The 13,831-nt window shown below is 58.8% G+C and carries 11 protein-coding genes; 5 read left to right on the top strand and 6 right to left on the bottom strand.

Annotated elements, in window-relative coordinates:
• Window positions 1–137 precede the first annotated feature (137 nt).
• From HF916_RS35155 to HF916_RS35135, 5 genes are all read left to right on the top strand, one after another.
• On the top strand, window positions 138–434 hold the full coding sequence (locus HF916_RS35155; protein WP_168793405.1) for a DUF1330 domain-containing protein: 297 nt from the start codon (window positions 138–140) through the stop codon (window positions 432–434).
• A gap of 258 nt (window positions 435–692) precedes the next feature.
• Complete coding sequence (locus tag HF916_RS35150) at window positions 693–1,469, top strand: enoyl-CoA hydratase/isomerase family protein (RefSeq protein ID WP_168793404.1); 777 nt, start codon at window positions 693–695, stop codon at window positions 1,467–1,469.
• A gap of 1 nt (window position 1,470) precedes the next feature.
• Window positions 1,471–2,736: a CaiB/BaiF CoA transferase family protein gene (locus HF916_RS35145; RefSeq protein WP_168793403.1), complete on the top strand. Its 1,266-nt coding sequence runs from the start codon at window positions 1,471–1,473 to the stop codon at window positions 2,734–2,736.
• A 325-nt stretch (window positions 2,737–3,061) separates the two neighbouring features.
• On the top strand, window positions 3,062–4,426 hold the full coding sequence (locus tag HF916_RS35140) for an MFS transporter (protein ID WP_168793402.1): 1,365 nt from the start codon (window positions 3,062–3,064) through the stop codon (window positions 4,424–4,426).
• Between the two features lie 168 nt (window positions 4,427–4,594).
• Window positions 4,595–5,392 carry a TetR/AcrR family transcriptional regulator gene (locus tag HF916_RS35135; protein WP_240975810.1) on the top strand — a complete coding sequence of 266 codons (798 nt, stop codon included), beginning with the start codon at window positions 4,595–4,597 and terminating at the stop codon, window positions 5,390–5,392.
• 294 nt (window positions 5,393–5,686) lie between these two features.
• Here the strand turns inward: HF916_RS35135 and xylB are convergent, their stop codons facing one another.
• The 6 genes from xylB to HF916_RS35105 form a co-directional block, all read right to left on the bottom strand.
• On the bottom strand, window positions 5,687–7,150 hold the full coding sequence (xylB, locus tag HF916_RS35130; protein WP_168793400.1) for a xylulokinase: 1,464 nt from the start codon (window positions 7,148–7,150) through the stop codon (window positions 5,687–5,689).
• A gap of 34 nt (window positions 7,151–7,184) precedes the next feature.
• Window positions 7,185–7,913 carry an SDR family oxidoreductase gene (locus tag HF916_RS35125; protein WP_168793399.1) on the bottom strand — a complete coding sequence of 243 codons (729 nt, stop codon included), beginning with the start codon at window positions 7,911–7,913 and terminating at the stop codon, window positions 7,185–7,187.
• 675 nt (window positions 7,914–8,588) lie between these two features.
• The gene (locus HF916_RS35120) at window positions 8,589–10,052 is read right to left on the bottom strand and encodes a benzaldehyde dehydrogenase (RefSeq protein ID WP_168793398.1); all 1,464 of its coding nucleotides are present in this window, start codon (window positions 10,050–10,052) and stop codon (window positions 8,589–8,591) included.
• A 44-nt stretch (window positions 10,053–10,096) separates the two neighbouring features.
• Window positions 10,097–11,446: an MFS transporter gene (locus HF916_RS35115; protein WP_168793397.1), complete on the bottom strand. Its 1,350-nt coding sequence runs from the start codon at window positions 11,444–11,446 to the stop codon at window positions 10,097–10,099.
• A 110-nt stretch (window positions 11,447–11,556) separates the two neighbouring features.
• Entirely contained in the window at window positions 11,557–12,636 is a 1,080-nt protein-coding gene (locus HF916_RS35110; protein ID WP_168793396.1) for an enolase C-terminal domain-like protein, read from the bottom strand.
• On the bottom strand, window positions 12,636–13,820 hold the full coding sequence (locus HF916_RS35105; RefSeq protein WP_168793395.1) for an alpha-hydroxy-acid oxidizing protein: 1,185 nt from the start codon (window positions 13,818–13,820) through the stop codon (window positions 12,636–12,638). Before HF916_RS35105 ends, HF916_RS35110 begins: the two co-directional genes overlap by 1 nt.
• Window positions 13,821–13,831 lie beyond the last annotated feature (11 nt).

The following is a 13,831-nucleotide window of genomic DNA, read 5'->3' as shown; positions in this document are numbered from 1 at the left end:
ACTGAGTCATCGCATCAATTTATGTTAACACCGTTATCACCTCCTCCGGTCACCTTTTTTTGACCAGGAATAACCCTCATTGATATTGATGTTAACGGCGTTACTATAGTCACGTACTTTTCAACTGAGGTAGCGAAATGGCAAAGGGATATTGGGTGGCAGCGTATCGAGCGGTCCATGACGCAAGCAAGCTCGCGGCGTACGGCGTCCTCGCGACACAGGTGGTGAAAGCGGCGGGCGGAAAATTCCTGGTGCGAGGCGGCGAGGTCGTTGCGTTCCAGGCGGGTCTCAAGGAACGGACCGTCGTGGTCGAATTCCCGAGCTTCGAACAGGCTCTTGCCACGTTTCAGAGTGAGGCTTATGAGAAAGCGCTGGCTGTACTCGGGGACGGAGCCGAAAGGGACGCGCGCGTCGTCGCAGGTGTCGACGACTGAGACACTTTCAGGAGGCTACCAAGGCCGCCGCCCGTATTGCATGACAGCGCGGGCGCTCTTCACGATGGAGCAGCCAGCATTCCATCAGTGTGACGTCTCTTCAGAACCTGGCGGCCGGGAACGTCGAGGCAGCCAGGCCGCCCCTCCCCGCTCAGCTTTGTTCTTCGAAGGAGACGCTGGTATCCCTACCTCACTCATATGTTATGCTTGTTAACATATAAATTGAAAAACGTCTGAACCTGACGAAATGGAGCAAAAATGGACGAAGCAATTGTTCTGAGTGAACTCAAAGGTCATGTAACGGTTCTTACGATGAATCGTCGCCCACATAACCTGATGGGTCCGACGCTGTATCGCGCGCTACTCGATGAATTCGACGCGGCGGTGAAACGCGGCTCGCGCGCCATCCTGCTGCGCAGCGGTCTGCGGCACTTCTCGGCCGGTGCCGAAGTGTCGCTTTTTCCGGATCGCATCGCCAGGCAAGGCAAAGCGCTGATGGATCCGCTTGAGGTGCTTCGCGGCTTCGAGACACTACCTATCCCGATCGTCGTCGCGGTGAACGGTACATGCCTCGGCGGTGGCTTCGAAGTGGCGCTCGCCTGCGACTTCAGCGTTGTCGCCGAATCGGCCAAGATCGGTTCGGTCGAGGTCGCACTTGGCTTGCATCCGTTACTCGGTGGCATCCAGCGTCAGGTGATGCGAGCCGGTCCAGCACGTGCGAAAGAACTCGCGTTGCTCGGTCGTCGTTACGACGCGGCCACACTCGAACGCTGGGGCCTGATCAATCTCGTTGTGCCCGACGACAAACTCGATGAAGTCGCGCTGTCGGTTGCGCAGGAACTGGCGGCCGGGCCGACCATCGCGCATGCCGCGACCAAGCAGCTCGTGCGAGTCGCAGTCAACGAGGGGGTCGCTGCCGCCGACGAAGCGATGCTGGAACTGCAAAAGCCGATCTGGGCGTCGCAGGATCTCAAACGTGGACTGGAGGCCTTCGATAAGGCTGGCCCGGGTACCGCCATTTTCCAAGGGAACTGACATGGCCGGACCGCTCGAAGGACTGAAGGTCGTCGATTTTTCGCGGGTGCTAGCGGGTCCGCTGTGCGCCCGGACGCTTGCGGATCTCGGTGCAGACGTGATCAAGATCGAGCCGCCGCGGCCCGATGTGTCGCGAGCTGCGTTCCCGAATCGCGACGGCATGTCCGGCTACTACGCGCAGCAGAATAGCGGCAAGCGCAACGTCAGCATCGATCTGAACGCACCGCACGCACGCGAGCTCGTGCTACGCCTGTGCGACGAGGCGGACATCATCGTCGAAAATTTTCGGGCCGGCACGCTCAAGGGGTTCGGACTCGACTACGACACGCTCTCCCGGCGCAATCCAAAACTGGTCTACGTATCGATTACAGGCTATGGTCAGCGCGGCAGCTGGGCGTCGCGCATGGCCTACGCGCCGACTGTGCAGGCCGAAACGGGATTCACGCACAACACGCTGCGCCATTTCGACAGCGCGGGCGACGGCCGCAGGTGGACCGATCCCCTGTCGCACGCGGACGTCTACGCGGGCCTGCAAGCGACGATCGCCGTGCTCGCGGCGGTGCGCAAACGTGAAGTAACCGGACGCGGCCAATACATCGACGTCGCGATGGCGGCCGTGATGCTATCGATCAACGAACGCGCTCACCTTGATCTCGCGGGCATCGATACGGGCGCCGAGCCAGGCATCCTCGGTGCCGCCGACGGCCCGCATTTCGTTGGCCCCGGCGGCGAAGAGTTCGTGGCGGCGCAAAGCATCGTGGGCAGCAATACGTTTCCGAACTATTTGCGCGCCATGCGCCGTATGGACCTTGCACAGGATCCGCGCTTCATTACCGCCGAGCGCCGCCTGCAGAATTACAGCGCACTGCATGCTGTGATCCAGACGTGGATGCTGTCATTCCGCGATCTCAAGACGCTCGATGCGCAGCTCGACGAGGCCAAGATCGCGATGGGCCAGATCCGTACGCTGAAGGAATTCGCCGGGACCGATTGGGCCAAGCAGTGGGGTGCGGTGCACGAGATCCCGGATCGCCGTGGCGGCTCGTATCTCATCCATGGCTATCCATGGCACTTTTCCGACGACGAGCTTGGAATGCGCAGCGCGCCGGCGTTTCGCGGCGAACACAACGAGCAGGTGTTCCGCGAAGTGGGCCTGGCGGATGTCGAAATCCGCAAGGCGGTCGACGCCGGCATTCTGGTCGGCGGGCCCCCACTGTCCGCGAAGGAGATCGACGCCCCTGTTCTTGCGGAAGCACGGTCCGACTAAACGCCTCCACGTGTCGCGGCGCGCTCTCAGTGTATTTCGTACAGAGGCAATCCTGATGCCGCGAATCGGTGTGCGTATCGGTGATGCTGTTCTCGATGTGCATCGATTGACGCGCCGCCGCTTGCGGAACAACTTACGTCGGCTTCTCACCCAACCTCGGCAGCAATCGACATCTCCCTGCGCGCCACGCTGCAAAGCCGAAGCATAAAGTTGGCGGGCATAGCCGGCGTCGATATGGTGAACCCCAACTTTTGTGACCGGCGACCTTTGATAGCAGCAGTCCACCTTGTATTACCGGTATCAATACAACACGTCGGAGGACCGAATGGAAGTGGTGAAGCAAGCCTGTGTAGACGGGTCATCGTCGGATGACAACGCCCTCTTGCGGAAGGCCTACGCTTCGGCGCAATGGAGGATACTGCCGATACTGTTTGGCTTATGGATGCTGGCGTGGGTCGGTCGTTCCAACGTTGCTTTTGCGAAGTTGCAGATGGTCGTGGATCTGCGATTCAGCGAAACGGTATATGGATTGGGCGCCGGGCTCTTCTTCGTCGGCTATGTGCTGTTCGGCGTGCCTACGACCCTGTTGCAAAGGAAGTTCGGTGCACGCGCCGTGCTTGCCGGCATCGCCGGCGGCTGGGGCATGACAAGCGTTGCGATGACGTTCGTTAATAGCGCACCGACGTTCTACGCGTTCAGGTTCCTGCTCGGTGTGTTCGAGGCCGGTTTCTACCCAGGCGTTGTGTTGTACTTCAATGCGTGGTTCCCGGGGAAAAGGCGTACCCGTAATTTCAGCATCTTCCACTCAGGGTCGCTCTTCTCGCCGGTCGCGATTGGCTTGACAGGGGGATTCGTGCTCGATCAATTAAACGGCCTGGCCGGCTTTCAGGGCTGGCGATGGATGTTCTTCACTCAGGCTATCCCTACGATCGTGCTGGCGTGCGTCGCGTTCGTGATACTGCCGGATCTGCCCGGCGGCGCAAAGTGGCTTTCGGCGCGACAGCGTAAGCTCATTGAGGACGATCTCAGGAAGAATGCCGAAACGATGGATGACATCGGCGTAGACGAGCGTCCGCTGCTACTCAACCCCGCTGTCTGGATCCTGAGCGCCGCCTACTTCTGCCTTCTTGCCGCCACGGCGGCACTGTTTTTCTTCTCCCCGACGATACTTCGTGAGGCGGGATTCGGCGGGTACAAAGAGATTGGCCGTGCAGTTGCCGGCGCCTGCATTCTGGGAGCACTGGGCAATGTGCTCATCTGCAGCATCGGGGGCGCCCCGCATCGCCGCCGGCTCTTCTGTGCGCTGGCGTCGCTCTTCACCGCGGCAAGCCTCTCGGCGCTCGTCTTTGTTTGGCACAGTAGTGCCACCGCGACTTTCTTCCTGCTTGTTCTTGGCTTCGCGGGAACGGGGGCTGGTATAACGCTCTTCTGGCAGATGTCTGTCGGCCTGCTCAGCGGTAAGTCGCTGGTGGTTGGCGTGCCGTTAATCAGTTCCGTCGCCAATGTCGCCGGCTTCGTTACGCCCTTTCTGATCGGGTATGTTCGCGACGCAACGGGAACTTATGCGAGTGGATTCATCATGGTGGCCTGTGTCCAGGCACTTGGCGTCGTTGTTCTTCTGTTCGGCGTGCAGCGCATTGTCAGGAGGCAATCGCGCGTTGGAGATATACCGGTTCGAAGCGCAACGTGATTAGTCGATGCCGACGTGGGCGCGGCAGGTGCTCGTGGCAAGTGCCCGCGTTGTGCACCGAAAAGCCGCTCCGGCACTGCGCATCTCTGAGCAGCCCGGCCTGCGATATATTCCGACGCCCCGCCGCGCAACTGAACCGCTAGAATGCGTGTAGCGACACGCGCTCGTTTGGCGCGTGATCCGCGATATTGCGTGCCTCTCTGCGCAGAATTTATAATCATTTCCTTGTTTTGCTCCTCGAACGAAGGTCACGTGAGTCCCAAGTCATCTATCGCGAAGAATGCGGATTACCACCACGGCAATCTGCGCAACGCGCTCATCGAAGCGGGGCGCAGCGCGCTCATGGAGGTATCGGCACAAGACTTGAGCCTGCGTTACCTCGCGCGCATGGTGGGCGTGTCAGAAGCCGCGCCCTCGCGACATTTTGCGGGTATCGACGAACTGCTGGCCACGATCGCGGCGAGCGGTTATCGTGACCTCGCTGCGCTGCGCGTTGCTATCCGTGACAGCGAGGATACGGCGCTTGCCAAAGCGTACCGGATGATGCGGGCGTATGTTGAGTTCGCGCAGCGCCACAATGGGCTGTTCAGTCTGATGATCGGGCCACGCATCGTGGCGCATCAGGCGTATCCAGAACTCGCCGAGGAAAGTAACAGGTCTTTTGGGTTGTTTTCCGAGACGATCGAGGCGCTGGCTATCGAGAGTGGCTGGGCCCACTCCGATCTCAAGCTCGTGACCCATACCGCGTGGAGTATGGAACACGGTCTCGCCACGCTGATCCTGGCGAACCGCGCACCGCGCGCGGACACGAAAGTGGCGATACCGAAGTTGATCGACTTCGTTGTGATGATGCTACTTGGCGCCATCACTGCCGGTCCGGATCATCTCCAGAGCGTGATTCAGCAATGCGCGCTCCTTCAGAAGCCAGTGGTTACGCGCGCAGTTCGAAAGCGCGTAAAAGCGTAGTCGCTGTTGCTGTGGAGAACGCGGCACCTGTGACGCGCTCTGGACTATCGTTCTGAACGTGTACGGAATGCTGATCAATGGTTCAAGGTCAGCAAATGGTGTGCCTTGTCGAGGTGTGCAACGCGAGGGAGTAAAAGCGTTCGACAGTCGCCGCGGGATTGAGCTTTAGCGACGTTGCCGGCCCCGACTGACCCGACAGCTATCCCGCTTCGCTTTCGACAGCCCGTGTCGCAGACCGACCGACAGCACGAAACCAAGCTAACCGGAAGCGCTTTAACGCCCGGGAACCAAAGATCATCTCGGGAAAAGCGGTCGCATCTGCCTGTACAGAAATCTGTATGACGCCAACCGCTCCAGGAGTATTTGACGCCGTTCGTCGTCAGGGAAGAACTCTTGCGATAGCGACTGCGTACGGACGACAACCGGAAAGTCACCGCCAGCGGCGAGCCAGCCTAGACGGGCGGCGCCGAGCGCAGCGACGCATTGTGTATCTAACGGACGGCGTAAGGTTATCCCGAGTGCGTCGACGAGCAATTGTGCCCAAAAGGTGCTGCGTGCGCCTCCGCCTACAAGATTCACCGATGTTTCCTGGGTGCCATCCGCACGCAGGGCATCGAGTCCATCGGAAAAGGCAAACGTGACGCCCTCAAGCAGGGAATAGGCAAGCGTCGCACGGTCCGTTGATTGACTGAAGCCGCAGAACACGCCTTGTGCATATGGGTCATTGTGAGGCGTCCGTTCGCCGGAAAGATACGGCAGGAACAATGGCGCTTTAGCGCGAGCGCTCGCGCTGACACTCTCGACCTCGGCTAACAAAGTAGTTTCGTCAGCCGAAGTCAGCTTGCAAAGCCAACGGACACAGCTAGCCGCAGACAACACGACGCTTGTTCGGTGCCATCTGTCTGGAATCGCATGGCACAGCGCGTGAAGTCCTAGTTCCGGGCTCGGCCGAAAGTGCTCGGTGATTACGGACAGCACTCCCGACGTACCGAGCGACAGAAAGCCCTCTCCCGCTTCTGCTGCGCCCACGCCGAGCGCACTCGTCGCAGTATCACCTCCGCCCGCCGCGACAAGTACGTTTGCGGGCAAACCAAGCTCGCTAGCGACACTTGCGAGCACAACGCCTGTTGCCTGGCAACCTTCCACAATCGGAGGAACCTGCGTGCAGGTCATGTCACATGCATGTAGAAGCTCGTCGGACCACTGCCGGCGTCCGACGTCTAGCCAAAGTGTTCCCGACGCATCCGACGCATCCGTAGCCTTGAGGCCGGTCAAGCGCAGACGAAGATAGTCTTTCGGAAGAAGGACGCATGACAACTGTCGAAAACACTCCGGCTCATGCCGCGCCAGCCATAACAACTTTGGTGCCGTTAGTCCCGGCATCGCGCAGTTGCCTGTTATCTCGCGCAGTCTCGGTGCGCGTGCCTCGAGTTCTGCGCATTCGTTGGCGCTGCGCATATCGTTCCAAAGTATCGCGGGGCGCAGCGGTTCGTCATTCGCGTTGAGCAAGATGGCACCGTGCATCTGCCCCGACAGACCGATGGCATGTACGCAGGCAAACGCTTGGTGATGGTTAGCGCGCAGCGTAGATAGCGCAATTTTTGTAGCTCGCCACCAATCTTCCGGGTCTTGCTCTGACCATCGATGTCTCGGCCGTGAGATTCCCAACGGATGATGAGCGGTCCCGACGATACTTCCATCGCTTGACAGCAAGAGGACCTTCAATTCGGTCGTGCCGAGGTCAATGCCAAGAAACATCGCTGATACCTTGGATGAGGCCGGCCTGAGTCACCTATAGGTCGAAGTTGGTAGGCATCAAGACCACGTCTCGAATCGTCAGGCCGCGTTGCCGCGTCAGCATGAACATGATTACGTCCGCGACCTCACTAGCCTCAATCAGGCTTCCGGATTCTTTGGCTTCTTTCAGTTTTTCTTCTGGCCAATCGGCAAGTAATGCGCTGATGACTGGGCCGGGCGACACAGAGCCGACGCGGAGCCCGTGTTTAAAAACCTGGCGCCGCACCGTCTGGACAAAGCAGTTAATCGCCCACTTGGACGAAGCATAGACCGGCTCCCACGGCGTCGGGAAGTGGGCCGCCAGAGAGCTCGTCACGACTATATCGCCGGTTCGGCGGGCAATCATGTGGGGCAGCACGTCGTGAACGTTTTTCATCACGACATTGACGTTGAGATTCAGCATCCGGTCAATCGCTGCAGTGTCTGACTCGACCAACTCGCCACCCACATAGGTGCCAGCGTTCGCGTGCAGTATGTCGATTTGCCCAGTGATGTCCAGCACACGAGGTACGAGCGCCGAGCAGGCTGCTGGATCGAGCAAATCCACGACTAAAGGAATGGCCGCGTCGCCGAGCTCGCCACAGATTGACCTCAATGCCGCCTCATCGCGGTCGACCAGCACGACGCGAGCACCGGCAGTCAACATCGCCTGGGTGCTCGCCAAACCTATCCCTGAAGCAGCGCCAGTCACAACAGCGACCTTGCCCTGAAGTTCTCCGGCCATAACATTGCCCTCCTGGTTGCCCTCATCGCAGTTTTGCGAGGGTTGGAAACGTCCCGCTCACTTTGCCGCTCACGGAAAAGCCCGGCGCCGCATCTCGACTTCATTATTTATCGATTTCCGGCGTAAGCGCGCGCCACGCGCGTGATGCCTTTACAGCATTGGTTGGCGCCCGAAAATGCGATAGTGAGCAAATGTTCGACGTGAGAGCAAATAATCGGATGCCGAGTTGCCCCTGTCAAGGCGATTTCACGAGGGAAAACCCCAGCGACCCGTCCCGCGAACGGGGTAATGAAGGTTCCGGCGCGAGGACAAAGAAAGGTGCGCTGCTAGTCAATTGGTGCTGCACGGTGGGTCAACCTCGCACCGTCGGGCCGCTGTAGCTTAAGGGGCCGCAACTTCACAACAGAGTCTCGCACTGGACGCACTCCTTGGCGAACCTACAGACGAATATGGCAAACAGCCTTGAATACATCCCGGTGCCCTTCAACAAGGACAATTACGCGTGGGTGATTAAAAGTGATGAACGGGCACGCAACAAGGCGAGTCAAAGTGAACGTCGATTGAATTTGAGCATTCGCAGAACTACTTCTCAGACAGATGCCTGACAGAATCAAGCCCTGCCGCACTCAATCCAGAGCCAACGGCCGGTCGTCTGCGGCTTCGCTAAGCTATTTCTTAGAATGGGTAAATGATTGGTTTGTCGAGTACGCTTACCCATTGCGTCTGAGTGAATTCGTGGAAGTTAGCCGCCCCTCCAAATCTCCCTCCGTTGCCAGACGCACCCATTCCCCCGAACGGCACGTGGAACTCGTTGTTTACCGTCTGGTCGTTGATATGCACCATGCCCGCTTTGATACGCGCTGACAGGGCCAGTCCACGCGCCAGGGAGCGCGTATGGACGGCGGCAGCCAGGCCATACGGCGTCCCGTTGACCAGTTGAACCGCCTCGTCATCTGTATCGAACACAGTGATGGGTGCTACCGGCCCAAAGATTTCTTCCTGGAACGCAGGCATGTCAGGGGTCACATCGGTCAGCACAGTCGGCGAATAGAAGAGCTTCGAGAATTCACCGCCAGCCCGCAGCGTTGCTCCAGCCGCCACGCTCTTGCGCACAATGTCGTCGATTCTGTCGAGTTGCTTTTTGTTGATGAGCGGCCCGAGGTGAACCTGTTCGGTATGCGGGTTGCCGACACGCAGATTTTTTGCGCGCTGAGCCAGCTTGTCCGCATACTCATCGGCGACCGAACGATGTACGAGATGTCTTCCGGTCTGCATGCAAATCTGCCCCTGGTGAAGAAACGAACCCCACGCTCCGTTCGAACTGGCAGCATCCAGGTCCGCGTCTTCCAGAATGACAATGGCGTTGTTGCCACCCAACTCAAGTGCAACTTTCTTGAGCATCTCACCGCAGATGCGGCCGATTGAGCGCCCAACGGCTGTCGAGCCCGTGAACGAAATCATCCCGACTTGTGGATGACGCACAAGCGCATCCCCGGCTTCGGCAGCGCCCGGTATAACGTGTAGAACGCCCGAGGGCAAGCCGGCATCTTCAAAGACTTTCGCGAGCAGCAGTCCGCCGCAAACCGCGCTTTGCGGGTCCGGTTTCAACACCACTGCGTTGCCAAGGGCAAGTGCGGGCGCAACTGAACGCATCGAGAGCAGGATGGGGAAATTCCATGGAGCGATGACACCGACAACTCCGACTGGTACGTGCCGGCAAACGTTCGTGCGACCAGGCATCGCCGACGGGTACAGCGCGCCGTCGGGCTGCATGGGCATTGCTGCCGCTGCCAACAATTGCTCAAACGTGGCATGCAGTTCCCACTGCGCTTTGGCCGGTGTGGACCCACACTCTCTAACGTTCCATTCGTTAATCTCGGGCGCACGTTCCTTAAGCAATCTTGCCGCTTCGCGCAAGATTGCAGCTTTCTGGTCAAACGAGGTGGACGCCCACGCCTCCTCCGCGGCCGCTGCAGACTTTGCCGCACGGTCAACGTCCTCGGGGCCGCCTAGTCCTACGTTGGCCAACGTCTCCCCGGTTGCGGGTTCGGTTACGGGATGGACGCCACCGACCGCGTTCGTCCATCCATCGGAAAAGATACGTCCGTTCCACAGGGCCTTGCTGTCGATGCTGCTCATAACTACCTCTTTCAGGAGCGGGTTCAAATTGAGGGTGAGTGCTGTCAGTCTGCCGCGGAGACGACGATTTTTGCGTTCTCCGCCGATGGCTTCCTTGCCCGCGAAGTCAACGATATGGCGATTGCCGCGATGACGCCAGGAACCGCGAACACCATGAAATTGAAAGTGATTGGAAGATTCATGCTGACAAGGTAACCCCCTAAAGCGGGACCGGCGACGGCGCCAAATCGACCTGCCGCGGCAGCCCAACCGACCCCGGTTGAGCGGACACTCGCCGGATAGAACTGCGCGGCGAATGCGTGCACGATGCACAAGGTCCCGATAGTCGTTGCGCCTGCCAGCATCAGCAGAACATTGAGGATAAGAGCGCTCTGCTTATAGCCGAGGAGGCTGATTGAAACTGCGGCAACCAGAAAGAAAAGGATAAGCGTGCCCTTACCACCCCACCTGTCCGCGAGCCAACCGCTCGCAAGGCCGCCCATAATTGCACCGGCGTTCAGCGTGATAAGGAAGGTGAGACTGGAGCCAAGCGAATATCCATTCGCCGTCATCAGCTTGGGAAGCCAGGTGTTCAGGCCATAGACCATCAACATGCACATCCCGAATCCCACCCAAATCAGCAACGTATCTGCTGCTCGGCCGTCCTTGAAGATTTGTACAGTTCGGGATTGCGTCGACTTTGCCGATGTCGTCGACTGCGTCGATGCGAGCGACTCGGCGCTGCCTTGGTAGCTCGGAGAAAGTTTGCGTAGAACGCGGTCGGCCTCGACGAAGCGGCGATTTGCGAGCAAAAAGGCAATCGACTCCGGCAGCCAGCGGAACAGGATGGGAAGCGTGAGCAGGGGCAAACCTGCAATCAGAAAGTTGGCTCGCCATCCAAAGGTGGGGGTGATGACTTTTCCCATCACCGCGGCGATGACTCCGCCTACCGAGAAGAAACTCAACATCACGGTCACCATGATGTTGCGCTTTGCCTTCGGTGACATTTCGGTCACGAGGGCGACGATGTTCGGCACCATGCCGCCCAGACCCACCCCGGTAAAGAAACGGCAGATGACAAACTGCGTGGAGTTTTCACAGAAGCCATTGCCGAACGCGGCAAGTCCGAAGACGACCAGGCACGCGAGAATCACGCGTCGACGTCCAAATCTGTCCGATGAGCTACCCAGCGTCAGTGCACCTCCCATCATTCCAAACAGTGCGCTGCTGCCGATGAAGCCAGCGGTCACCGCAGGAAGCTTCCATTCGACCATCAGTTGCGGAAGGACCGAGCCGTAAATGACCAGATCGTACCCGTCGAAAAGCATCAACATCGAGCACCAGAACATAATCATCAGGTGAAACGAGTTGACGCGTGTTCCGTCGACGACGTTGTCGAAAACGTTGGTGCTCATATCTGTCTCCAAAATTGTTTGATTAATGCCGGTCTTTTGTCGGCTTTTCGGTTAGCAGTGCTTATATTGATTCGCTGCACCGTCCATATAGGACGACGCGTATGACAGGTTTAAACCAGGTACCGCTGGACTTCGTGCGCTCGCCAGACAATACCTGCACCCGGTAGTTCGCCGAAGTGCGCTTTACCGTCTTTGAACTTGAGGGTCGGCTCAAGGATTGGGCCCGCAAGGTCCATCCGTTCGAGCCAGTGACACGTGGGGCTGACGGCCAGAAGATGTGCGCTAAATTCCTGGAAAATGTGGCTCGACATCGGCAGTCCATGTTGTTCAGCGAGCGCGCTTGCACGGAGCCACCCTGTCACTCCGCCGATTTTCATCAAATCGGGCATGCAAAGGTCGCAGGCCCCTGCGCCAAGTGCGAGACTCATTTCATCGGGTCCAAACCAGTTCTCACCCATCTGCACCGGCACATTCAGTGCATTACGCACCTGTGCATGTCCTGCATAGTCTTGCTGCAACGTCGGCTCCTCCACCCACGCGATGCCTTCCTGCTCCAGCACCAGGCAGCGACGGATGGCTTCCGGAACCGTTAGCCCCTGGTTGTAGTCGACCATGATTTGAACGTTGTCCCCGACAACCTCGCGGATGCTCCGAATCACCTTGATGTCGTCCTGCAGAGTCGGATAGCCGATTTTTGTCTTAATGGCGGAGAAACCCGCCTCGGCTGCGCCCTTTGCCCGATGCGTCGCAAGCTCAACGCCGTCCATGCTGTGGCTGTCGTACGCAGGCAATGGCCGGGCGACTCCACCAAGCAACTCAACAAGCGGCACTCCATGCAATTTGGCCTTCGCATCCCACAGCGCCATATCAATGCCGGCCGTCGCCATCCGGACGAGGCCGGTATTTCCAAGTAGCCGGAATTTGGACTGAAGCAACTGGTCAATATGGCGGGGTGCGAGTGGCTGCCCGACGATAACTGCCGCCAGCTCATTCACCATCTGCTGCACCGGCTTCAAGGCCATGGGCGTGTATGTGAAAAGGTAGGCATGCCCTGTAACTCCTCCATCCGTCTGCAGGTCGAGCAGAACGAGCGGCGAGCTTGCCACGGTGCCCACAGCTGTCTTTACGGGGTATTCCAACGGAACGTTCACTGCACGCGTGCGCAGTCCGACGATTTTCGTGTCGCTCATCACTTCTCCATCACTTCAGTTTCGTAGTTCGGCGCCGCTGCCCACAGAGAATCCTGTGTGTCGCCAGGCCAGACATAATCTTTGGAAAGTTGCGAAACGGAGGGACAACCGATTTGAGCGAGCGTCCTGTCAATCTCATCCCTCATGATTTCCAGCACCGCGTCTACACCACGCGCACCATCCGCAGCAAGTCCGTAAAGGGTTGCGCGACCGAGGAGTACGGCGCTCGCTCCTTTCGCTAGTGCTTTGACGACATCCGAACCCCGGCGGATTCCGCTGTCGAGGAGAACGGGCGCACGAAGTCGGGTGGCAGTCGGCTCGAGTGCATCCAGCGGCGCGATGGCGCTGTCAAGCTGGCGGCCGCCGTGATTCGAGAGAATGACCCCGTCTGCGCCGAGCGCTATGCATCGCTCGGCATCGTCGGCTCGGCTAATCCCCTTGATAAGCAGTTTGTGTGGCCACAGGTTTCGCAGCCACACCAGGTCGTCCCAAGAGAAGCTCGCATCCATCTGCCGGCTCATCAATGCGGCTTGCAGTTCAGTGTCCTGTACGTCATCGCTTGCAAAGTTCGCGAGCTGAGGCACGCCATTGCGCACCAGGTCGAATGACCAGCGGGGATGAAGAGCGCCGTCGAGAATCGTTTTGGGGCTGTAGCGCATCGGCAGCCCGAACCCGTTCCTGATGTCCCGCTCACGTTTCCCATTGACACCAACGTCGGTAGTCAGAATCAGCGTAGTGTATCCAGCGTTCAACGCGCGCTTGACGAGCAGCTCCGCCAGCTTGCGATGCACGACATAGAGCTGGAACCAGAGGTCGCCTTTAGATGCCTTGGCGACAGACTCGATTGACGCTGTAGACGCGGTCGACAACGCGAAGGGAATCCCAAACTTTTCCGCCGCACGAGCAAGCACAAGGTCGCCATCTGGCCAGAGAATGCCGTTCAGCCCGGTCGGGGCAATGACGAGCGGCGCGCTTAACGCCTTGCCGAATAGCGTTGTTTCAATGCTCCGCTTGCTGACGTCGACGAGACGACGCGGCTGGAACCGAACATTTTCGAAGACCTGGCGGTTGTGCTTTAAACCGGATTCGTCCTCTGCGCCGCCTTCGAGATAGTCAAAAACCATACGCGGCAGGCGCTTCTTCGCCAGAAGACGAAAGTCGGCTACGTTAACAGGCTTGCTCATTTCGCTTTCCT

The sequence above is a fragment of the Paraburkholderia aromaticivorans genome, from assembly GCF_012689525.1.
Taxonomy (GTDB): domain Bacteria; phylum Pseudomonadota; class Gammaproteobacteria; order Burkholderiales; family Burkholderiaceae; genus Paraburkholderia; species Paraburkholderia aromaticivorans_A.
This window is presented reverse-complemented; position numbering and strand designations above follow the sequence as displayed.

Bases quoted from the DNA above. Each gene is read 5' to 3' on its own strand.
- HF916_RS35155 (WP_168793405.1), top strand. From the start codon at position 138: ATGGCAAAGGGATATTGGGTGGCAGCGTATCGAGCGGTCCATGACGCA.
- HF916_RS35150 (WP_168793404.1), top strand. From the start codon at position 693: ATGGACGAAGCAATTGTTCTGAGTGAACTCAAAGGTCATGTAACGGTT.
- HF916_RS35145 (WP_168793403.1), top strand. From the start codon at position 1,471: ATGGCCGGACCGCTCGAAGGACTGAAGGTCGTCGATTTTTCGCGGGTG.
- HF916_RS35140 (WP_168793402.1), top strand. From the start codon at position 3,062: ATGGAAGTGGTGAAGCAAGCCTGTGTAGACGGGTCATCGTCGGATGAC.
- xylB (WP_168793400.1), bottom strand. From the start codon at position 7,150: ATGTTTCTTGGCATTGACCTCGGCACGACCGAATTGAAGGTCCTCTTG.
- HF916_RS35125 (WP_168793399.1), bottom strand. From the start codon at position 7,913: ATGGCCGGAGAACTTCAGGGCAAGGTCGCTGTTGTGACTGGCGCTGCT.
- HF916_RS35120 (WP_168793398.1), bottom strand. From the start codon at position 10,052: ATGAGCAGCATCGACAGCAAGGCCCTGTGGAACGGACGTATCTTTTCC.
- HF916_RS35115 (WP_168793397.1), bottom strand. From the start codon at position 11,446: ATGAGCACCAACGTTTTCGACAACGTCGTCGACGGAACACGCGTCAAC.
- HF916_RS35110 (WP_168793396.1), bottom strand. From the start codon at position 12,636: ATGAGCGACACGAAAATCGTCGGACTGCGCACGCGTGCAGTGAACGTT.
- HF916_RS35105 (WP_168793395.1), bottom strand. From the start codon at position 13,820: ATGAGCAAGCCTGTTAACGTAGCCGACTTTCGTCTTCTGGCGAAGAAG.